Below are 21,371 nucleotides of genomic sequence, written 5' to 3'. Positions count from 1 at the left end.
CGGGGGTTATTCCTGCTCACCCAGCAACGCTTTCAGGGTTTCAATGGTGTCGGCCTCTTCCTTAGGCTTATCATGCCGCCAGCGTAATATGCGCGGAAACCTGAGCGCAACGCCCGATTTATGCCTGCTTGACTTGTTAATGCCCTCAAACCCGATCTCGAAAACCAATTCGGGTTTTACGGTACGCACAGGGCCAAATTTTTCGAGCGTGTTGCGCTTTACAAAATTATCAACCTTATTGATTTCCGCATCCGTTAAGCCCGAATAGGCTTTGGCAAACGGCACCAGCTTATCACCATCCCATACGGCAAAGGTGTAGTCGGTATACAAATCAGCACGGCGACCGTGCCCTTTCTGAGCATATATCATCACGGCATCAATCGAAAGTGGGTCGATCTTCCATTTCCACCAATCGCCCCGGCGACGGCCAACCTGGTAGTGAGCGTCCTTGCGTTTCAGCATAATACCCTCCGCTACCATGGCACGCGATTGCTCCCTTATTTCGGCCAGTTCATCCCAACTGCCAAAGTTGATCAATGCTGAAATATTAAATACATCAGGGTAAGCTGTAGTAGCTTGTAAACCTTCTAATATTTGCCTCCGCTCCGTTTGGGTTTTGTACCTGATGTCTTCGCCTGCGTATTCCAAACAATCGTAAGCAATCAGCGCTACCGGGCCATCTTCCAGTATTTTTTTGCTCAATGTTTTACGGCCAATGCGGGTTTGCAATACGGCAAAGGGTAGGGGCAGCCCGTTTTTAAAAGACAATATCTCGCCATCTAACACGGTGCCATCTGGTAATTCCTGTAAAAAAGCGTGCAGCTCCGGGAACTTATCGGTTGCCAAATCTTCTCCACGGCTCCATATGAATATTTCGCCGTTGCGCTTAATGAGCTGGGCACGTATGCCGTCCCATTTCCACTCGGCCTGCCAATTGGGGGCATCGCCCAAAATCTCCTGCATGGCTTCGGGCGATTTTTGCTTTTCGGATGTCTCTTGCACCGGGTACGCCAAAAAGAAAGGATACGGTCGCGATACGTCTTCCAGTGCGGTATCAGCATGTGCCAGTTCGGTGTATTGATAGGTTTCGGGCATCCATTTACCCATCAGGCGGTGGGTTAGCACAGCGCCATCCAGCCCGGCAACATCGGCCAGGGCCTTAATAACCAGGTTTTGCGACACACCCACGCGGAAACTACCCATCAGTATCTTGTTAAATACAAATCGCTCCTGCGCATCCAGCGATGCCCACGAATGTAGTAGCCAGTGGTGCTTTTCTTCTTCGGTTTTATTGTTTAAACCGTTTATTTCGGCAACCCATTCGGTAAGGGTTTTGCTGCTGCTTTGCTCATGATCGGGCAGGAGCAGGGCTACTGTTTCTGATAGGTCGCCCACTACGTGGTAGCTTTCCTCAAATAGCCAGGCGGGTATATTAGCCGCCTCAATAGCCCACAGCCTGAACTGCGTTGAATTAATTTGCCGCTTAGGCCTTCGGCCGGTAAACAGCGCCAGCATGTGCATTTTATCGGTATCGGGCACGCAGGCGAAATACTCCCGCAAAACCTTTACTTTTTCGTTGGTTTTGTTGGTTTCGTCTAACGATGTGAAGAGTTGAGCAAATGACTTCATATAACCCCTCCTGAATCCTCTCCGCCTGAGGCGGAAGCGACTTCCTTACTTGACTCCCTCTCCTCTGGAGAGGACTGGGGTGAGGTCTCTTCCTCACCACCATACAAAGTATGCACCTCATGGGCATCAAAGCCAATTTCGCCCAGGTATTTGGAGAAACTGGCAGTAGAACCGTGGGTTAAGTATACTGATTCGCATTGGGTGGCGTCGATGGCGCTGATGAGGCCGGTCCAGTCGGCATGGTCGCTCATGACAAAGCCACGGTCGGCGGCGCGGCGGCGTTTGGCACCGCGTATGGCCATCCAGCCCGAACAATAGCCAAAACTATAGGGTGCAAACTTGCGCATCCAGGGGGTGCCTACCGATGATGGCGGGGCTATGATTATCCCCTTACGCACCTCATCCTTAGCCGATTCCTGGGTTATGCGGTGCGTGGGGTTGAGTACGATGCCGTTGCGGCGCAGGGCCTCGTTAGTGTTTTCGATTACGCCGTGGGTGTATACGTTGCCTATGTTTAAATCGAGGTTTTGGAGGATGCGTTGTGCCTTGCCCAGTGAGTAACCTACAATTACCGTAGCTAGGTTGTTTTGCAGGTTATTGGCCCACCATTGGTTTACATCGGCAAATATTTCGGCTTGCGGTTTCCATTTGTAAATGGGCATGCCAAAGGTGCATTCAGATATAAAATGATGGCATTTTACCGGCTCGAAAGGGGTACAAACCCCATCATCTTCTGTCTTATAATCGCCCGAAACCACCCATACTTCGCCCTTGTGCTCCACCCGTATCTGAGCCGAACCTATGACGTGGCCAGCCGGGAACAGACTTATCTCTACGCCGTTTTTAATCACTTTCTCGCCATATTCCACGGTTTGCAGCTGTATGTCGCCCAGGCGGTAATAGAGCACCTCGCGCGACAGGTGATGGGCCAGATAGCGCTTATGGCCAACGTAAGCATGGTCGGCATGGGCATGGGTGATAACGGCATCGTCAACCGGCTGCCAGGGATCAATATAAAACTTCCCGGCGGCGCAGTAAATACCTTTATCTGTAAATTCGAGCAATGGCATAGCTTATTTACAACAGGTTTGGGCGTAGTTAGTTTGCCCCAGCCGAAAGCCCTTGTGCTGCCCCAGTTTTTTCTTCTGAAAACGCGAAATTACCCGGAAAGCCCTCGTTTTTCCGTGTTGTTCAATGTAGTGTTTCATGTCAGTACCCGGTTGCTAAATTTGTTTGCCGGGTAGGTTAATGAATAGATGACCAAGCCTCTTACCTAACAATGGTTGGGGAGATTTAGTAGAAAATAAAGTAGTTACTTTTAGGCTTGGCCCGTAAACAAAAAACGCCCGTTTGTAAACGGGCGTTTTTGTTGGTATGTTACTTAAGCTTACGGCTGTACCGGCGTTGCTACGTTGTTGGTGTAGCGGGCATCCTTGCTTAGGTTAATGTAATCGGTAAGTATTTGGCCGGCTTCCATTTTCAGGAAGTCGAGATCTTCGTTTTTAGGGCGAACCTGGCCTTTTTTAAGCGGCGGCAGGTTCAGTGCAGCGCGGCGCAGGTTGTTGCGTTCAAAGCTTTTTTGCTCCTCGGCATCGCGCTGTTTTTTCAGTTCCTGCTCGTTTAGCGATACGCTGGTTTCGGCATCACGCTTTTTGTAATCGGCAATATCTTCAAGCAAATATTTGTAGCTGTTGCTTTTACCCATACGATCCTGGTGCATTTTGGTTAACTCCGGAATTACGGTGCTAAAATCGCCCACTTTGGTGTAATTGCTTTTGTTAATTACGTCGAACGGTAAGGCCGATGGCTCGGTATCTTCTCCATATTTATTCATAGGAATAACCGATGGGAAGGCAATATCAGGCACAACGCCTTTATGCTGGGTAGAGCTGCCACTGATGCGATAGAACTTGGCCATAGTTAAGTTTAACTGACCAAATTTAGATTCGGCACCGGTACCGTTTGCTTTTTTGGTAAGCGAGTTGAGCATTTCTTTGATGGATGGGTTAATCACCTTATCCAGCTCAATGGCACTTTGTACTGTACCTTTACCATAGGTTTGGCTTCCTATCACAATACCACGGCCATAATCTTGTATGGCTCCTGCAAAAATTTCAGATGCTGATGCGCTGAAACGATCGGTCATTACGGCAAGCGGCCCTGCATAGGTTACTGATGGGTCTTCATCTTCATCAACTTCAACACGGTTGCGGGTATCGCGCACCTGTACTACGGGGCCATTTTTAATAAACAAGCCGGTAAGTTCAATAGCTTCAATTAACGAACCTCCACCGTTTTGGCGCAAATCAAGAATTACACCGTCAACGTTTTCGCGTTTAAGGGTATCTAAAATGAGTTTTACGTCGCGGGTGGTGCTTTGGTAATTAGGGTCTTTAGCGCGGTAGGCATTAAAGTCAATATAAAATGCCGGTACGTTAATAATGCCTATTTTAAAAGTTTTACCGTTTGAGTTATACGTGCGTATTTCTTTTTTGGCTAACTGGTCTTTCAACACAATTTTTTCGCGCACCATTTCAACTATACGTGGTTTTGCCGAGGTTGATACACCTTTAGGCAGTATTTTTAAACGCACGGTAGTGCCTTTTTTACCACGAATAAGTGCAATGGCATTTTCTAAACGCCAGCCTACCACGTCCTGGTACTCACCATCGGTAGCTTGGGCAACGGCCACAATGCGGTCGTCAATATTGATCTGGTGGCTTTTATCGGCAGGGCCACCGGCTACAACACTTTTAATGGTTACATACTCGTTTTCGCTGGCGAGGGTTGCGCCAATGCCTTCTAACGAGCGCGACATTTCGATATTGAAATTGGCCGCATTTGCCGGGTTAAAATAATTGGTATGCGGGTCTACCGATTCGGTAAAGGCATCCATAAATATCTGGAAAACGTCCTGGTTCGACAGCTTTTTGGCTTGAGATATTAAGGCCTGGTAGCGTTTACGCAGGTTGTCTTTGTTTTTATTTACATCGGCGCTGGCCAGTTTCAGGTTCAACAAATCGTATTTTACGCGCTGGCTCCACAGCTTGTTCATCTCGGTTTCGTTGGCTACCCAAGGTTGTTTTTCGCGGTCGTAAGTAAAAGTTTCGTTTTGGGTGTAGTCAAAGCTTTTATCGATCTGCGCCAGCGAATAGTTCATACGCTCCAGATAACGTTTTTGATACACGTTAAAAATGTAGAAGGCATTGTTGAGGTTGCCGGTTTTCAGGTCATCGTCAAACACGGTTTTAAACTTGGCAAAGTCTTTAATATCGTCAGCCAGCAGGTAGTTATGGTTTTGGTCTAACGATTTTAAGTAGCGGTCGTAAATTAAACCAGAAAGGGAATCGTTTAGGGCAACTTTTTTGTAGTTGTAACTGGTAATCATATTGGCTACTTCTTTAGCCACTACGGTTTGCTGCTGATCGGGTGCAAGGTTGGTGGAGCCATCTACTTTGGCAATAGGCCCCGTGGTAGATGCCTGGCATGCCAGCGTTGCGCCCAACACCAGGAACGTATATAACTTTTTAAACATTTCCTTTATGGTTTTTAAATCGGTAACTGAATTATAAAACATCAATATTAGTGCCTGTATTATACAATTGTTAAAGTAAATAAAAAAGAGACAGCAATTTAGCTGTCTCTATGTATACAAATGTAATATTATGACTCAATGTTTTATACGTTGTTACATATTTTACGTAATAGCTACAAAAATAGTATCCAGGGAAAGTATACACATCTGATTGTTACAATGTGCTGCGGGTAGCGCCGGGCATACCAGCTTCGGTTTTTATGGCAGCTAACTTGCTGCGCTGTAAATCGTCCTGGCATTTTTTAACCAGCAGTACATCATCCTGCCAGTTATGAGCGCTGGCCATGTCGTGCGCTTCGGTTAAATCTTGCTGGGCAAGGGCAAAATCGCCTATGGTTGATTTAATGTTGGCCAATTCGCGTAGGTTAGCTATGGTGAGGCGGTCGTTATTTTGCTGGCGCGATAGGTTGTTGCTTTGCAAAAAGAACCATTTAGCTTCTGATAGTTTATTTTGCTGAATGTATATTTTGGCCAGTTCGGCAAAGCTGTAGCTGGCATCGGCATACTCCCTGAAACGCATTTGATGCTGGGCAGTTTTCATTACCGTGCGCTCGTTTATAGTTAAGCAATAAAAGCTTTGGGCAATGTTTACGCGTGTTACTTTAGCAGCATTAAGTTGAGTGTTTATTTTAAAGGGTGCCTGCTTAACCTGCACAATGGCTGGAAAACGCTGATACTTTTTTAACGGACCAACCGCCCACCACTGTGCCGAAGCCGTAAAACTAACAGTACAAAATAAAACCAGTAATAATCTTCTCATCTATACGTATTGGGTTTTAATTAAAATTAATTAGTAAGCAAATTTACCTTTAATTGAGTAAGCTAAAAGTATTTGGAGTGTAATTTACGCAAATACTTTTATAAATATAAAATTTAAAACGATGCTATTGTGATGATTGTGAGGATGATAGGCGTTGCCTGCTTAGTGTGTTTTTATACGTATTTGGGGTAGAATGGTTGCAGTGGCGAGTAAATAAAGTCTTCGGACATTGCGATTAATAGATCTACGCCATAAATAATAGGAAAACAACACCTATCTACAATACAGATACAACAGGCGCAGCTAATTTGCTTTTACGGCCTGTTTCTTTTAAAAACAGGCTTATAATCAAGGCCAGCAAAATGCCTCCTATTAAAAACAATCCGGCCGACTGGAAATGTGCGGTATGATTATTTGTAGTAGTTAATGTTTTTCCAAACAAGCTGCCAAATAAAGGCCCTAATAACGAGATAACACCAAATGTAATAAAGTTGATAGCACCGGTGGCGCTCCCTTTTACGTTATCGGGGTTAACTTCTTTAATAATGGAATAGGGTATCATGGCAGCGCCCGAACCTACGCCCATCATAAACATACTTACCTGTGCATTTACCATAGCAGGCAAATAAAGCAATTGAGCAATGCTCAGTATCATCACCATGCAACCGCTTATGATAACAGGTTTGCGTTTGCCCAGTACATCGGTTAACCAACCCAGTAGCGGACAGCCTACCACCCATCCAAGCGGAACCATAGAACTGATGTGTGTAGCCTGCTCAAAGCTAAAGGAGCGGTCGTGCTGAAAGAACAAGATACCCCATATCATAATAAATACGGTGGTTGGCGCAAATAACAGGCCCGAGACTAATCCGCATAGATACGATTGCACGTTACCAAAAACTATTTTGTAAGGCTGTATCCAATTGCTTTTTTGAATGGGCGCATCTCCCGCAACAGGTTTTTCTAAAGGTGTGATGAGGTAGATTGCTACACACAATACCAGCGATATTGCGCCCACACTAAACCAATATACAGGTAATGAAAGCCCGCCTGCAATTAACGGCCCAACTAACGATTGTCCTGCCGTACCACCTAACATGCCTAAACACTGTGTAAACCCAATAGCTGTAGCCAATGACTTGGAAGAAAATCCTTTGGCTGCTAAATATACACAGGCCGGAAAAGCAAATGCAGAGCCTGCACCCTGTAACATACGCGCAACATTACCGGTAAATACGTTTGATAACGCAAACAACATACAGCCCAAACCCAATATAGCTATACCTACCGAAACGGTGTATTTAGCTCCAGCCTTATCTAACGCTATACCGGCAATTAAGCTGGTAATAGAGTAGGTGTAATAGTATGTGCCTATTAATGAGCCAATTTTAACCGTACTTAAATTAAAAAAAGCCGATAACTCAGGAATCATAACAGAAGGCGAAGACCTTACTGCGTATTCTACAAAGTAAAACAGCAAGCCTATTACCCAGGCAATAGAATATACGTTGATGTTGCTTTGTGGAGTTTGTTGTAACGGAGTATTTGACTGCATCGAATTTAAATAACTTACATCATCCGCATTTTATTATAATACGAAAAGGCGCAAGATACTGAGAATTTAAAAAATGGGTAGGCACATGCTAAAGTGACGTGCTGTTGTTACGTTCCAGCCTGTGGTGGGTGTTAAAGCTGCGCCAGTTACTTCATTTATTAAAAGGATGGTGACAATAACAGCCTTAGGCTGTGAAAGTTTTTTGGGAGGGATGATTTGAAGGGGTGATTAGGAGTCAATTCTCTATTCGAAGTCTCCCGACTTCGAATCACTATACGAGTAGTCTTGGGATTACTTGGGCTGAAATAAGACCTGCATGGCTCGAATTTCAGATTTATAATCTTTCCATATTCGAAAAAGCTCATTTTTTTCATTTTCGTTGAAGTAAACGATAATAGTTTGCAGCTTTCAAAATATGCCATGCATTCCCCAAATTTTAAATATTGGCTTGATAAGATTCTTTTTTTTGCAAGGGCCTTACTCAATATACTTAACCTGTTTTTCTCATCATCTGATATTATTTGGTCTATTTGCGCAATTTCAGATTTGGTAAACCGTTCAGTTATAGAATTCATTTCCTTTATAGCCGTCCAGCAATTTCTCGCTCCCATGCCCTGGTCCACTCTTCTGAATTTATTGTTGATCAAAGCATATTTGAGTGGGTCTTTTCTCTCAAAAGGAATTGATAATTGCTTCAGCTTTATCCAAAATTGTTCAACATCCTCACTTATCGATTCATTCCAATAAATGAAAAGTTCGTTTTTTAAAGAATTAATTTCGTGTGATTTTAATTTCCTTTTTGAGGAATTAGCAATTAGAAAATCTTTGATATAACCCGACATCTCAAGTAATCCAATTTTTGTTGTGTTATCTATTGAAGTAGAGGAAGCAATAACTTCATCGTGTATTTCAATGGATTTTAAGAGTTGGATAAAAGGCTCCATATATGATAACGAATATAGCCAATTGACATCAATAAAAACTAAAGACTTTATGTCTAAGCGGCCTCATATAAGTCATTGCCCGGTAGTCTGGAGACTACCCACATATTAGTACGAAGTTATAAACTTCGTACAACTTAATTATATCTGATTATTCCAATAAAAAAACGGGCGGTACAATTAATGCACCGCCCGCCTCACTTATCTAAAAAACTACTTAATTAAATCAAAAACACTCACGCTTAAAACAACTCCGGGTTTGATACCGGGCCGTGTTGTTCGCTGCCCATTATACCCATTACTATAAATATGGCGGCAAAGGCCAAAAGGGAGTGTATTAAATCGGTAGCGTTATATACAAACACACAAACACCCCATCCGGCTAAACATAATACTGCTGTTAAAAAAAATAATATCTTCATCATAACGACCTCCTGTTTTCAAGTTACTTACGGTTTTGTACGTAAGCTTTTTGAAAATAGTTATCGCTATTTTTTGATTAATTTAAATTAAGCCATTTTTTGCGTACTACCTGTTGTTGTGGTGTTAAATCGGTTCGGCTTTCAATACGGTATTTCTTTTGCGTGGTTTGCAGCAGGGTTACCGGTATGGTAAGTTCACGGCCGTCGCGCATTACTACAATGTTCAGTTTATCGCCCACCTGCTTGTCTTTCAGCAACGTTTTTGGGTCGCTTGCAGGTACGCCGTCAATACTTACCAATTCGTCGTTCACGTTAAGACCATCATTCCAGGCGGCAGTACCGCGCAGTACGCCTGCAATTTTCAAACGTCCGGCCGGGTTGGCCGGCGGGGTCATGCGTATACCTAAGTCGGCTATGCTTTTGCCTTCATAATCATCAAACAAGTGGTAGCCGGCATAAGCCAGGTATTTGTTGTAATCCATGGCATCGGTACCGTTAATGTACTTGGCGTAAAAATCGTCCAGCTTTTTACCGCTGAATTTTTCAAACGCAGCTTTAAACTCGGCATCGGTATAACCACGTTTTTTAACCTTGTAGTACTCAATGTACATATAACGCATCACATCATCCAACGATTGCTTGCCTTGCGTAGCGTTAATAATTTCCAGATCCATCATCATGCCCACAATAGCGCCTTTGTTATAGTACGATATGCCGGTATTGATAGAGTTTTCATCAGGGCGGTAAGCCTTTATCCAGGCGTCGTAGCTCGATTGCGACAGCGGCTGCACCTTGGTGCCGGGGGTGTTGTCCACAGTGCCAAAATCGCCCGCTAAAGCGGTAAGGTAATTTTGCACTGGGAAAAGGTTGGTACGGCGCACGGTTAAATTATCATAATAAGCGGTAAAACCTTCGGCAATCCACAGGTTGGTGGTGTAGTTCTCGTTATCATAATCAAACGGACCTAAGGCTATAGGGCGTAAACGCTTCACATTCCACAGGTGAAAATGCTCGTGGGCAACCAGTCCTAAGAAACCTTCGTAGGTAGATTCCTTAGCATATCCATCGCGCGAAGCACCTAAAACCGTAGAGCTCAGGTGCTCCAAACCACCACCGCCTTTGGCATAGTTATGCACGATGAATACGTAACGCTTGTTAGGGTTTTCGCCAAAAATGGCTGCTTCTTCCTCAATAACTTTGGTCATGTCTTTGGTGAGGCGTTCCTTATCGTAATTGCCGCCGCCGTACATGCACACCTCGTAATTGGTGTTGCCTACTTTAAAGCCAAATGTATCTTGCGTGCCTACCTCGATAGGCGAATCGTATAAAATATCGTAGTTAGGAGCTTTTACCGTGAACGGATCGTTACCCACCATCTCTAAACTGGTTGATACCTTATTCCAGTTTTTGTAAGGAATGATTTTGATGGTTGATGGCAGGTTAAGGCCGCCTTCGGGGTGAAAGAACATGCCCGATGTAGAAAGGAACGCGTGCGTAACATCAATAAACGCGGTACGCACCGATATTTCGAAAGCATAAAAGCGGTATTTCACCTTCACCGAGGTTACGCCCTGGGTATTTAACTGCCATATGTTTTTGCGCACCTTGGTTACACCGATTTGCTTGCCGCCGCTTTGTACCGAAAACGATTCTACGTTTTTGGCAAACTCGCGCACGAGGTACGAGCCGGGAGTCCAAACAGGCATTTTCAGGTTCAGCTTGCTTTGGGCAATGCCTTTAATGTCCATTTCAATATCGGCATAATGCGCCTGCGCCTCGGGGAAACTAACGGTATAAGATATTTGCAGCGCACCTGCTGCCTCACTGGTACTGCTCATGAGTAATAAATAAAATAATGCAATAATATGTAAGTGCCACTTTTTCATGGCGCTAAAATAATTTTTTTTACCGGGTAAGCAGCCTTTATATGCAAGGTGTAAGGTTGTAAAATGGTTGATACATACCCTGCTCAATTATAATATCGCATTATTTTGCCTGTTGGTTAACAGTTAATTTGTTACACTCACTTTAAGCAATATAATTATAAATTTATAGCCCTTACCGGGTACAATTTACAAACACACCATAGGCAAATAATATTTCATGAAGACCAGATACATCGTTTATATAGCCATAGCGCTTATTATCGGCTACCTTACTTACAACCGGCTTCATGGCGATGCAACAAAAGAGGGCGGAGGTCCATCGGCCGGTGCCGCAGGCGGAAAAGGCGACAAGGGAGGTAAAGATGCCAAGGGTGGCAAGGGCAAAGGCGGCCCTGTACCCGTGGTTGTGCAAATTGTTAAAGACACCGTTTTTAACAACACCATTAATGTAACCGGCACGGTTGACCCTAATGAGCGGGTAAGCCTTACCAGCCAAACAGCAGGTAACGTAATCGGAATTTACTTTAGCGAGGGCAGCCACGTAACCAAAGGCCAGGTACTGGTACGCGTTTATGATGCCGATTTGCAGGCTAACCTTAAACAAACCGAATACCAGATAGCTCTGGCCAAGGAGGGTGAGTACCGCAACCGTGTACTCCTGCAAAAAGAAGCCGTTAGCAAACAGGAGTATGATACTTCCTTATCATCATACAATACCTTAAAGGCCCAGGCCGATGGCATACGCGCACAAATTGCCCGCACCGTGGTTAAAGCACCGTTTAGTGGGGTTATTGGTTTGCGTAGTATTAGTCCGGGTGGATATTTAACCCCGCAAACGGCTATTGCCACACTGGTAAGCACTAATCCCATGAAGGTTACTTTTTCGGTGCCTGAGCGTTACCGGTCGCTGGTAAAAGCCGGTACAAAAATTAATTTCACTATTGCCAGCTCGCGCAAAAACTTTAGCGCCACGGTTTACGCTATCGACCCTGAAGTGGATGCCGTATCGCGCACGGTTACCGTACGTGCCCGCGCTGCCAACGCTGATAATGAAATTACGGCTGGCGGCTTTGCCAAAATTAGCATGGTGCTGGAGCAAAGCACTCGCACTATTATGGTGCCTACGCAGTGTGTGGTTCCCGATCTAAAATCAAGTAAAGTATTTATTGCACGTAACGATACGGCTTACGCCCGCCCGGTTAAAACCGATGTGCGCACCGATACCCAGATCGAGATCATTGAAGGTCTAAAACCTGGCGATAGCCTGATTGTTTCGGGCATAATACAAATGAGGCCTAAAGTGCCTTTGAAAATTGTGAAGGTTATTAAGTAACCTATCTTCTGGAAATTATATACAGAGACATGAAAAATCAGGTCTCTACAATAAAATAAAAAGCATACATGAGTTTATCCTCAGTCAGTATAAAACGGCCGGTATTGGCCACGGTAATGTCGGTTATTATCGTGGTATTCGGCGTAATTGGTTACAAGTTTTTGGGCGTGCGCGATTTTCCTTCGGTCGATCCGCCTATCATCAGCGTAAGCACCAGTTATTCGGGCGCCAATGCCGATGTAATTGAATCGCAGATAACCGAACCGCTCGAAAAAGCCATTAACGGTGTACAGGGCATCCGTAATATCTCATCAACCAGTTCGGTAGGTTCGAGCAACATTACGGTGGAGTTTAACCTCGATGCCGATCTGGAAACCGCCGCTAACGACGTGCGCGATAAGGTGTCGCAAGCGCAGCGCCAGCTACCGCAGGATATTAATGCCCCGCCGGTAGTGAGTAAGGCCGATGCCAACGCCGATAATATTATTACCCTAACCGTAAGCAGCAATACCCGTAACATAACCCAGGTAAACGATTATGCCGAAAACGTGCTGCAAGAAGCCCTGCAAACCATACCCGGTGTAAGCCAGATTAACCTACAGGGGCAGCGCCAGTACGCCATGCGCCTGTGGATCGATCCTAACAAGCTTTCGGCCTTAAACCTGGCCTCAACCGATATACGCGATGCCCTTGCCCGCGAAAACGTGGAGTTGCCGGCCGGTAAAATATCGGGCAACAGCACCGAGGTTACCGTGCGTGCGCTGGGCAAACTCGTTACCGAAAAAGATTTTAATAACCTCATCATTCGTGCCGATAGTAACCGGGTTATACGTTTGAGCGATATTGGTTACGCTGTTTTAGGTTCGGCCAACGAGGAAACCGCTTTTAAAGAATCATTGGTACCACAGGTGGGTTTGGCCATTGTGCCGCAGCCGGGTGCCAACTACGTACAAATAGCCAAAGATTTTTATATCCGTTTAAAACAGGTTGAAAAAGACCTTCCGCCCGATATTAAACTCCAGGTGGCGTTGGATAATACCCGTTTCATCAACCAATCCATCGAGGAGGTGGAAGAAACGCTGATCATCTCGTTCATCCTGGTGGTAATTATTATTTACCTCTTCTTCCGCGACTGGCTCATCGCCTTCCGCCCGCTAATTGATATTCCGGTATCATTGATCGGCGCGTTCTTTATCATGTACATCTGCGGTTTCTCCATTAATATATTAACCCTGCTGGGCATTGTACTGGCAACCGGTTTGGTGGTGGATGATGGTATTGTGGTAACGGAGAACATCTACAAAAAGGTAGAGGAGGGTATGCCCATACGCAAGGCCGCGTTCGAGGGTTCGGCCGAGATTTTCTTTGCCGTAATATCAACCTCGGTAACGCTGGCGGCGGTGTTTTTGCCTATTGTGTTTTTGCAAGGGTTTACAGGGCGTTTGTTCCGCGAGTTTGCAGTTGTGGTAGCCGGTGCGGTGTTAATTTCGGCATTTGTGTCATTATCGTTAACCCCTATGCTTAACGTGGTTTTGGTGCGTAAAAATCATAAAAAATCTAAATTTTACGAACGTACCGAACCGTTCTTCGTGCGCATGAATAAAGCTTATACCGAAACGCTGGTATCGTTCATGAAGCATAAATGGGTATCGGTGGTTATTTTGGTGGTATCGGTGGTATTGATTGGCGTGTTGGTTAAAGCCATTCCGTCTGAACTTGCCCCCTTGGATGACCGTAGCTTGCTGCGCTACACCGTAACAGGATCAGAGGGAGCCAACTACGAGTACATGACCAAGTATATGGACAAAGTTGCCCAATTGGTTGAAGATTCCATCCCTGAAGCTAAAATTAATATTGAGATCGTATCGCCCGGTTTTGGCGGTAGCGCCTCTACCAACTCGGGCTTTGGCCGTTTAGGTTTGGTGCCACCCAATGAGCGTACCCGTACCCAGGCGGAAATTGCCGATTGGCTCAACGGCAAACTCAAACGTTTCCCTGATGCCCGTGCGCTGGTGGTGCAGGAGCAAACCATAAGCGGTGGTGGTAGCGGTGCCCGTACCTCGTTGCCGGTACAATTCGTTATCCAGAACCAGGATTTTGAGAAGATACGCAAGGTGCTGCCCGAGTTTTTTACCGAGGTGAGCAAAAGCCCGGTATTCTCCAGTTCAGACGTTAACCTGAAATTTACCAAACCCGAGCTGCGCATAACCACCGACCGCGACCGTGCCCGCGATTTGGGTGTATCGGTAGCCGATATATCGGCCACGCTGCAACTGTATTATAGTGCCGGCCGGTTAGATTACTTTTTGATGAGCGGCAAGCAATATCAGGTAATAGCCCAGGTTGACCGCGCCAACCGCGATCAGCCGCTCGACCTGAAATCGGTTTATGTGCGTAGCACAAAAGGCACGCTGGTACAGCTGGACAACGTGGTTAAGGTGGAAGAAAGTTCGGCGCCGCCATCTATATATCACTTTAACCGTTATAAATCGGCCACGGTGCAGGCCGGTTTGGCCGAGGGGTACACCATTGGCGATGGCATTGACGAAATGCAGCGCATAGCCAACAAAATGCTCGACCCAAGTTTCAGTTCGGCACTGAGTGGGCCATCGCGCGATTACGCCGAAAGTTCATCAAATATCCTGTTTGCATTCGGTTTTGCTTTGTTGTTGATCTACTTAGTATTGGCCGCACAATTCGAAAGCTTTATGGACCCGGTAATTGTAATGCTAACCGTACCGCTGGCAATTGCCGGTGCGTTTGTGTCGCTGTGGTTCTTCGGGCAAACACTTAATATATTCAGTGAGATTGGTATGATTACGCTTGTGGGCCTCGTTACCAAAAACGGTATCCTCATTGTAGAGTTTGCTAATCAGCGTATGGAGCAAGGCTTACCTAAATACGAAGCCGTTGTGGAGGCCGCTACTGCACGTTTACGCCCTATATTAATGACCAGTTTGGCCGTGGTATTGGGTGCCGTGCCTATTGCATTGGCCTTGGGTGCAGGTGCAAAAAGCCGGGTATCATTAGGCATTGTAATTATGGGCGGTATGATGTTCTCGCTCATACTAACGCTGTATGTTATACCAATGATGTACGTATTGCTGGCATCTAAAACCCGTCGCGATCCGGATAAGGAACCTGACGAAGAAGTACACAAAGAACCTTTACTAATTGAAAACCTGTAAGCTGCCCTAATGAAAATAAATAAATTCACATGCCTTATAATAGGTTTGCTTGCGGCAGTTACAGGAGTAAAAGCTCAGGAAACCAAGGTGCCCAATGTTGCACAGCTTACGCTTAAAGAAGCGTTGGAAGTTGCCCTGCAAAATAATTACGATATTAAGCTATCGAAAAACTCAACAGCCATAGCCAAAAACAACGTAACCATTGGCAATGCAGGTATGTTGCCCAGTGTGGCCGGTACCTTTACCCAAAGTAACAGTATACAAACCACCACGCAAACCCGTAGCGATAATACCGTAAACCGTATTAATAATGCCAACAATACCGGTACTAACTACGGGGCAAACCTTAACTGGACTATTTTTGATGGCTTTAACATGTTTGCCACGTACGATCAGTTTAAGCAGCAAGACCAACTGGCGCAAACCCGCCTGCGCGATACCATACAGCGCACGGTTGCCAATATCATCATCACGTATTATGACCTGGTAAACCAGCAAAAGCAAATAAAAGCTTTGCAGGGTGTTATTGATATATCACGCAAGCAAATACGCTACTCAACCGATCGTTTCAATGCAGGTGCCGTGGCTCGTTTAGATGTATACAATGCCCAGGTGGCGTTAAATACCGATACGGCAACCCTGATCAGTCAGCAGCAAACCTTTAAAGCCAGTAAGGTAGAACTAAACCGTATACTGGCCCGTAACCCGCAAACTGAGTTTAATGTGGCCGATACCATTATAGTTGACCAAAAACTTATGCTGGGCAACATTATTAATGAGGCACAATCGCAAAACCCAACGTTGTTACTGGCTAACATAGAACAGCGCCTTTCTGAAATTAATCTCAGGCAGGTAAAATCAACCCGTTACCCGCAAATTGCGGTTAATACCGGTTATACCTGGAGCAATAGTAAAAACCCGGCAGGTTTTGCCCGGGTGCAAAACTCACGTGGGTTAAACTATGGCTTAACGGCAAGCATCAACATATTTGATGGCTTTAATCAGTGGCGGCGCGAACGTAATGCCAAATTGCAAATAGAGAGTTCGAAAATTAGTATAGAGCGCGCACGCACTAATCTGGAGGCGCAAATTGGGCAGCTGTACAGCGCCTACCTGTCGGGGCTGGAACTGATCAGGGTAGGGCAGGCCAATGTGGAGCTGGCCCGTAAAAGCTTAGAAATATCATTAGAAAAATACCGCATAGGTACTATCACACCATTAGAAATTCGCGAAGCACAACGTAATTATTTAAATGCTACCGGCGTATTTTATGATGCCGAATACCAGGTAAAGGCTGCCGAAACCACCCTGAAACAAATTACAGGCAACATTAACATACAATAAATTTAGTTTAACAGCTATTTTTTATTTGAAGTTAAAAACCTAAATTTGAATGTGATGTATAGTGGCTATAAAACTTGCTTGCTAATTGACGATAACTATATCGACAATTTTGTTACGCGACGGATATTGGAGAGCAGTAATTTTGCGCAGAACATTGTGGTTAAGCAATCGGCCACCGAAGCTATTGAACAAATACGCGACGGGCTTATTAAGCCCGATGTGATTTTTTTAGATTTACGTATGCCGCTCATGAACGGCTTTGAGTTTTTACAGGAATATGAAAAGCTTGACGGGCACGATAAAGATCATACCAAGATATTCATGCTGTCTTCATCGCTTGACCCGGTTGATGTAAAACGTTCGGGCCAGAACAAGTACATTACCCAGTTTATACATAAACCGCTTACCCAAAAAATTCTGGAAGAACTGAGTGCATGATCATTGTAGCCGATAGCGGATCTTCGAAAACCGATTGGGTACTGGCATCAGACAAGCAGGAATCGGTTAAATTTAGCACAGCAGGGTTAAACCCGTTTTTTTTATCTGAAAAGGAAATTATTAAAATCATACAGGAGCAGGCTCCGGTAATGGTTAATCATTTTCCGCTGATTGAGGAAATATACTTTTTTGGCGCAGGATGCTCAAGTCCCGATAAGCGCGAAGTTGTTTCCAACGCTTTAAGTCATATATTTCCACGTGCCTTTGTAAGTGTCGACAGTGATTTGCTGGGTTCGGCCTATGCTACCTGTGGTACGCACAAAGGCTTGGTATGTGTGCTGGGTACAGGTTCAAACATCTCTTTTTTTGATGGCGAAGATGTAACCACCGGTAAGCATGGTTTAGGCTATGTTTTGGGTGATGAAGGTTCGGGCACCTGGTTTGGCAAAAACTTGATCACCGATTATATGTATGGTCGTATGCCGGCAGATGTGAATGCCAAGTTCTGCACCGAATTTAACCTCACTAAAGACGATATTATTACCAACGTATACCTCAAAAGGGGAGCCAACTCTTACCTGGCATCATTTGCCAGGTTTTTATCAGAAGTTAAAACAACTGAATACGGCAAACAGCTTATTAAGCGTGGCTTGCAGGAATTTATAGATACCGATATAAAATCGTACGCTCAGTACCAGGAATATACCTGCCATTTTGTAGGATCTATAGCTTATTTCTTTACTAATGAACTAAAAGAGCTATGCGCAGAGAACGGCATATCGGCCGGTAAAATAATTCGTCACCCTATTGATGGTTTGGTTGATTTTATTTTATCGCGTAGCCATATCCGGGCTTAAATTCGCTTCCTGGTAAATTCAGCTTTATCTCTTATTTAATTTTAGCAACAAACTATAAATCAATAGCCTTTGGTGTTTTAATAGTTGCACCATGTATGTTGTAACGCTATATTTTTCAATAAGTTACCTAAAAATAATTTGCTTTGTAAGGTAATCTGCCGTACTTTCGCGGTATGTTTAAAAGAACAGGCGCATTTAGTTTAGCCATTTTATACACCATTACGGTGTTAGGCTTTGCCCTGAACTTACATTACTGCGGCAATAAAGTAGCCACTGTTAAATTATCGGCCGCACCGGCTCCTATTTTGGAGAAGAAAGCCGATATAACCTGCGGCATGAAAATGGATTGCTGCAAAAATCACAAGGTTACCGTAAAGGTTAAAGATACCCACCAGCAAGCCGAACAAACTTCATTCCTGGCTAAAGTATTCTCGTTCGAAATGCCTAAGCTGCCTTTCGAAGACTTTATTTTTTCGGCCCAAAAGGTTCTTTTAGAGAAGTTTTTTAACCGCGGCCCACCGGAGGATGAACCTACAAGTAAGGTTGCCACCTTTATTAAAAACTGTAACATCCGTATTTAATTGGTAAGTAATTGTACCGTGTAACAGCATGGCCTTAAAGGCTTATGCCTGTTTTTTGTTTATGCACAATTATTTTATTTCCAATTAATTACAACATGAAATCTCTTAAAATCTTTATAGCCCTGTTGGCTATCTCTATAAGCGCTGCTAAAGCTCAATTTGTTAAAGCCGAATTACAGGTAAGTGGTCTTACCTGCTCCATGTGTTCAAAAGCTACCGAAAAATCCCTGCGTACACTACCCTTTATCGGCGATATTAAAACAGACCTTAACCGTAACCTGTTTACCATCACCTTTAAAAATACCTCACCGGTTGATTTGGAGCAGATGAGCAAAAAAGTTCAGGGAGCGGGTTTTGCCATTAACCAACTCAAAGCCTTTGTTGATTTTGACAAACTCAAAGTGAACAACAATATGTTCAGCTACTCGGGCGATACCTTTCACATCCTCAACGCCCCTGCTAAAGGTTTAGATGGTGAAGTTGCCGTAACCGTAGTGAACAAAGGCTTTGCCCCGGCTGCCACTGTTAAAAAGTATAGCACCGCCACCGACGACAAGGCAGGCAATGGCAAATCATATCACGTGATTATTTAATTCCAGTAAAGTTTTATGACCAAGTATACGTGGCTTACCCTTGCGGGTATGCTGGCCGGGCTATACACCGCCTCGGCCCAGGAACTTTATGTGAACAGCGAACCGGCCAGTAACATGGCTGCTAAATCATTGGGCATCAGGCTCGAAAACCAGGGCTATTTTAAGCCCGATTACCGTAACCGTACCACGCTCGAAGCCATGCTGGGCGTAAACAAATACCTCATGGTACACGGCACGGCCTATATGTCTGATTTTTACCAGGATAAGCAACGTTTTGAAGGTGTAAGCACTTACGCCAAATACCGTTTTTACTCGGTTGATAGTGTGCAGCGGCATTTCAGGATGGCGGCATTTGCCAAGGCATCATCCATCCGTAACATACAGTACAACCAGGAAATATCATTAGAGGGCGATAATACCGGTTTGCAAGGTGGATTAGTTGCCACGCAACTCATGCACAAACTGGCCGTTTCGGGCACGTTAAGTTACCTGCGCGCGTTTGAAAACAGGGGAGGGTATGAACCGGTTAACCGCAACAGCATTGCTTATAGTGTTTCGGCGGGTTACCTGCTGTTTCCTAAAAAGTATACCAATTACGAGCAAACCAACATTAACCTTTACGCCGAATTATTGGGCAAGAGCAACCCGGGCAAAGGACAATATTATGTAGATATAGCCCCGGCCGTACAATTTATATTCAACAGTGTGCTCCGCGTCGACTTATCGTACCGCACCCCGTTAACCAACCGCATGTTACGCAATACGCAAAACATGTATCTGGTAAGGGTGGAGTATAATTTGTTTAATATTTTTAATTAAGGAATTTTCCAATATTCCCTTAACGGAAAATGCCATTCCGACGTTAGGAAAAATCTTATAAGCTGTTTATATAGCTCGTACAGGATTCCTTTCTATCGTTCGGAATGACATTTTTATATCAAGGTTTAGTTGCAAGCTTAGTTAATGAAGCTACTATTAAGCCTAAAAATCCTCCTGCAATACCTGTTACAATCAAGTTGCCAAATTCGTGTAATCTTAAGCCAAACATCACTCTTATTATAATTAAAGCTAATGCAACGCATAGCACTATGAGCCAATATTTATATGTGGATGGCAATCGAGTTGAAGCTAATGGAGGAAGCATTATAACCGACAAGATGATTAATAAAGTGCCTGTTAGTGTGCTGCCATGCTGTAACAATTTATAAATAGGTAAGCTGTAATTCGCAACTGTTGCCTCATTTTGTAGAAACGGCAGTTGGCTAACAAAATAACCGGTGGGGTGTGTAAAGCCATCCCACAAAATATGGGTAGAAGCACCTATGAGCAGAGAAACAGTATTTATTAGTAATGAGGATAAATTTACTGGTTTTGTATTCTTAAACTTTGAAAATCTCTTGTTTAAAAACGTCGGCAGATGGACAATCAAGACGGGTTTTACTAATTTCGAGTAAACAAAGTATAAAATCAAACCTAATGGTAAATTAAACCAAAGCAGTCCGGTCCATGTATGGCTGTAAGCGCTTTTTATTTTGAGTCGCAAAAAATACTCAAAATCGGGCAACATACTGCCAATAACCAAAGCAGTTAGCGAAACGACTTGGCAGGTAAACGGCCTAAAGGCAATACAATTGCCGGATGTGCAAAGGTAAAAGGCATATAACAGCAAATTTGCTTGGTATGCAATTAGGGTTTATTTATCCCACTGCTTCATCGTCTCCGTAATATGCGCCAAATGATGATTGCTATGCCATGCATACATAGCCGCCGAAAGCGCAATGGTATAAACCACACCTCTTTCAGGATGCAGGAAACTGCGGTTCCATTGGGCTTCGTCAAAGCTTTCGTACAGGGCCACCATGTGTTGATGTATACCTTCCAGTATTTTTAATGAGGATTCGACAGGCAGGCTATAATCGATTTGATTGGCCCAGCCGGCTTCATCGTACGGTTTAATGGAGGGGTGCTCTTCGGTTAGTGCCAGTTTAATACGCATGAGAGCATTCATATGGCTGTCGGCCAGGTGGTGTACCACTTGTTTAAGCGTCCAGCCGCCGGGGCGGTAAGTGGTGTTCAGTTGGGCATCGGTCAGTTTAATCACCTCGGCACGCAAACGGGCGGGCAGGGTTTTTATGGTGTTGATGGATTGCGCAAACAGTTCAGAAGTATACTCGCTGGGCTTAGCAAAACGGCCTATGGGGTAACGTAAGTGTTCGTCGGGTTGGGTTGTCATACTCAAATTAAATACT

The 21,371-nt window shown here is 44.5% G+C and carries 18 protein-coding genes; 8 read left to right on the top strand and 10 right to left on the bottom strand.

Features of this window, described 5'->3' with window-relative positions; genetic code table 11:
- Positions 1 to 6: 6 nt before the first annotated feature.
- From QE417_RS11570 to QE417_RS11535, 8 genes are all read right to left on the bottom strand, one after another.
- On the bottom strand, positions 7 to 1,629 hold the full coding sequence (locus QE417_RS11570) for an ATP-dependent DNA ligase (protein WP_311950071.1): 1,623 nt from the start codon (positions 1,627 to 1,629) through the stop codon (positions 7 to 9).
- A complete protein-coding gene (locus QE417_RS11565) occupies positions 1,626 to 2,699 on the bottom strand; it encodes a ligase-associated DNA damage response exonuclease (protein ID WP_311950068.1) in 1,074 nt (357 codons plus the stop codon). The genes QE417_RS11570 and QE417_RS11565 overlap by 4 nt, the downstream gene beginning before the upstream one ends.
- Positions 2,700 to 3,016: 317 nt before the next feature.
- Positions 3,017 to 5,164 carry a carboxy terminal-processing peptidase gene (locus QE417_RS11560; protein ID WP_311950067.1) on the bottom strand — a complete coding sequence of 716 codons (2,148 nt, stop codon included), beginning with the start codon at positions 5,162 to 5,164 and terminating at the stop codon, positions 3,017 to 3,019.
- 214 nt (positions 5,165 to 5,378) lie between these two features.
- The gene (locus QE417_RS11555; RefSeq protein ID WP_311950065.1) at positions 5,379 to 5,984 is read right to left on the bottom strand and encodes a hypothetical protein; all 606 of its coding nucleotides are present in this window, start codon (positions 5,982 to 5,984) and stop codon (positions 5,379 to 5,381) included.
- A gap of 277 nt (positions 5,985 to 6,261) precedes the next feature.
- Positions 6,262 to 7,539 (bottom strand): MFS transporter, encoded by a 1,278-nt coding sequence (locus tag QE417_RS11550; protein WP_311950063.1) that lies wholly within the window; start codon positions 7,537 to 7,539, stop codon positions 6,262 to 6,264.
- Positions 7,540 to 7,697: 158 nt separating this feature from the next.
- Complete coding sequence (locus tag QE417_RS11545) at positions 7,698 to 8,483, bottom strand: hypothetical protein (RefSeq protein ID WP_311950061.1); 786 nt, start codon at positions 8,481 to 8,483, stop codon at positions 7,698 to 7,700.
- 239 nt (positions 8,484 to 8,722) lie between these two features.
- On the bottom strand, positions 8,723 to 8,905 hold the full coding sequence (locus QE417_RS11540) for a hypothetical protein (RefSeq protein WP_311950059.1): 183 nt from the start codon (positions 8,903 to 8,905) through the stop codon (positions 8,723 to 8,725).
- A gap of 74 nt (positions 8,906 to 8,979) precedes the next feature.
- Positions 8,980 to 10,788, bottom strand: coding sequence for a M61 family metallopeptidase (locus tag QE417_RS11535; RefSeq protein WP_311950056.1), 1,809 nt, complete (start codon positions 10,786 to 10,788; stop codon positions 8,980 to 8,982).
- A gap of 217 nt (positions 10,789 to 11,005) precedes the next feature.
- On the opposite strand from QE417_RS11535, the gene QE417_RS11530 reads away from it, so the two are divergent.
- The 8 genes from QE417_RS11530 to QE417_RS11495 all read left to right on the top strand — a co-directional run bounded on the left by QE417_RS11530 (position 11,006) and on the right by QE417_RS11495 (position 19,941).
- Complete coding sequence (locus QE417_RS11530) at positions 11,006 to 12,121, top strand: efflux RND transporter periplasmic adaptor subunit (RefSeq protein WP_311950055.1); 1,116 nt, start codon at positions 11,006 to 11,008, stop codon at positions 12,119 to 12,121.
- A gap of 68 nt (positions 12,122 to 12,189) precedes the next feature.
- Positions 12,190 to 15,309 (top strand): efflux RND transporter permease subunit, encoded by a 3,120-nt coding sequence (locus QE417_RS11525; RefSeq protein WP_311950053.1) that lies wholly within the window; start codon positions 12,190 to 12,192, stop codon positions 15,307 to 15,309.
- A 9-nt stretch (positions 15,310 to 15,318) separates the two neighbouring features.
- Entirely contained in the window at positions 15,319 to 16,653 is a 1,335-nt protein-coding gene (locus QE417_RS11520) for a TolC family protein (protein WP_311950051.1), read from the top strand.
- Positions 16,654 to 16,731: 78 nt separating this feature from the next.
- Entirely contained in the window at positions 16,732 to 17,091 is a 360-nt protein-coding gene (locus QE417_RS11515; protein ID WP_311950049.1) for a response regulator, read from the top strand.
- Entirely contained in the window at positions 17,088 to 17,948 is an 861-nt protein-coding gene (locus QE417_RS11510) for an N-acetylglucosamine kinase (RefSeq protein ID WP_311950047.1), read from the top strand. The genes QE417_RS11515 and QE417_RS11510 overlap by 4 nt, the downstream gene beginning before the upstream one ends.
- Positions 17,949 to 18,121: 173 nt before the next feature.
- Positions 18,122 to 18,529 carry an HYC_CC_PP family protein gene (locus tag QE417_RS11505; RefSeq protein WP_311950045.1) on the top strand — a complete coding sequence of 136 codons (408 nt, stop codon included), beginning with the start codon at positions 18,122 to 18,124 and terminating at the stop codon, positions 18,527 to 18,529.
- A 95-nt stretch (positions 18,530 to 18,624) separates the two neighbouring features.
- On the top strand, positions 18,625 to 19,122 hold the full coding sequence (locus QE417_RS11500; RefSeq protein ID WP_311950044.1) for a heavy-metal-associated domain-containing protein: 498 nt from the start codon (positions 18,625 to 18,627) through the stop codon (positions 19,120 to 19,122).
- 15 nt (positions 19,123 to 19,137) lie between these two features.
- Entirely contained in the window at positions 19,138 to 19,941 is an 804-nt protein-coding gene (locus tag QE417_RS11495; protein WP_311950042.1) for a hypothetical protein, read from the top strand.
- A 118-nt stretch (positions 19,942 to 20,059) separates the two neighbouring features.
- On the opposite strand, the gene QE417_RS11490 is transcribed toward QE417_RS11495, so the two are convergent.
- Together QE417_RS11490 and QE417_RS11485 are read right to left on the bottom strand one after the other, a co-directional pair.
- Positions 20,060 to 20,749: a DUF4184 family protein gene (locus QE417_RS11490; RefSeq protein WP_376717545.1), complete on the bottom strand. Its 690-nt coding sequence runs from the start codon at positions 20,747 to 20,749 to the stop codon at positions 20,060 to 20,062.
- A 66-nt stretch (positions 20,750 to 20,815) separates the two neighbouring features.
- Complete coding sequence (locus tag QE417_RS11485) at positions 20,816 to 21,355, bottom strand: YfiT family bacillithiol transferase (protein WP_311950039.1); 540 nt, start codon at positions 21,353 to 21,355, stop codon at positions 20,816 to 20,818.
- Positions 21,356 to 21,371: the final 16 nt, after the last annotated feature.

The sequence above is a fragment of the Mucilaginibacter terrae genome, assembly GCF_031951985.1.
GTDB classification, from domain to species: domain Bacteria; phylum Bacteroidota; class Bacteroidia; order Sphingobacteriales; family Sphingobacteriaceae; genus Mucilaginibacter; species Mucilaginibacter terrae_A.
This window is presented reverse-complemented; position numbering and strand designations above follow the sequence as displayed.

Excerpts from the sequence above, each read along its gene's own strand:
- QE417_RS11520 (WP_311950051.1), top strand. The coding sequence starts at position 15,319 with ATGAAAATAAATAAATTCACATGCCTTATAATAGGTTTGCTTGCGGCA.
- QE417_RS11560 (WP_311950067.1), bottom strand. The coding sequence starts at position 5,164 with ATGTTTAAAAAGTTATATACGTTCCTGGTGTTGGGCGCAACGCTGGCA.
- QE417_RS11530 (WP_311950055.1), top strand. The coding sequence starts at position 11,006 with ATGAAGACCAGATACATCGTTTATATAGCCATAGCGCTTATTATCGGC.
- QE417_RS11505 (WP_311950045.1), top strand. The coding sequence starts at position 18,122 with ATGTTTAAAAGAACAGGCGCATTTAGTTTAGCCATTTTATACACCATT.
- QE417_RS11570 (WP_311950071.1), bottom strand. The coding sequence starts at position 1,629 with ATGAAGTCATTTGCTCAACTCTTCACATCGTTAGACGAAACCAACAAA.
- QE417_RS11525 (WP_311950053.1), top strand. The coding sequence starts at position 12,190 with ATGAGTTTATCCTCAGTCAGTATAAAACGGCCGGTATTGGCCACGGTA.
- QE417_RS11545 (WP_311950061.1), bottom strand. The coding sequence starts at position 8,483 with ATGGAGCCTTTTATCCAACTCTTAAAATCCATTGAAATACACGATGAA.
- QE417_RS11510 (WP_311950047.1), top strand. The coding sequence starts at position 17,088 with ATGATCATTGTAGCCGATAGCGGATCTTCGAAAACCGATTGGGTACTG.
- QE417_RS11555 (WP_311950065.1), bottom strand. The coding sequence starts at position 5,984 with ATGAGAAGATTATTACTGGTTTTATTTTGTACTGTTAGTTTTACGGCT.
- QE417_RS11565 (WP_311950068.1), bottom strand. The coding sequence starts at position 2,699 with ATGCCATTGCTCGAATTTACAGATAAAGGTATTTACTGCGCCGCCGGG.
- QE417_RS11540 (WP_311950059.1), bottom strand. The coding sequence starts at position 8,905 with ATGATGAAGATATTATTTTTTTTAACAGCAGTATTATGTTTAGCCGGA.
- QE417_RS11550 (WP_311950063.1), bottom strand. The coding sequence starts at position 7,539 with ATGCAGTCAAATACTCCGTTACAACAAACTCCACAAAGCAACATCAAC.
- QE417_RS11500 (WP_311950044.1), top strand. The coding sequence starts at position 18,625 with ATGAAATCTCTTAAAATCTTTATAGCCCTGTTGGCTATCTCTATAAGC.
- QE417_RS11495 (WP_311950042.1), top strand. The coding sequence starts at position 19,138 with ATGACCAAGTATACGTGGCTTACCCTTGCGGGTATGCTGGCCGGGCTA.
- QE417_RS11535 (WP_311950056.1), bottom strand. The coding sequence starts at position 10,788 with ATGAAAAAGTGGCACTTACATATTATTGCATTATTTTATTTATTACTC.
- QE417_RS11485 (WP_311950039.1), bottom strand. The coding sequence starts at position 21,355 with ATGACAACCCAACCCGACGAACACTTACGTTACCCCATAGGCCGTTTT.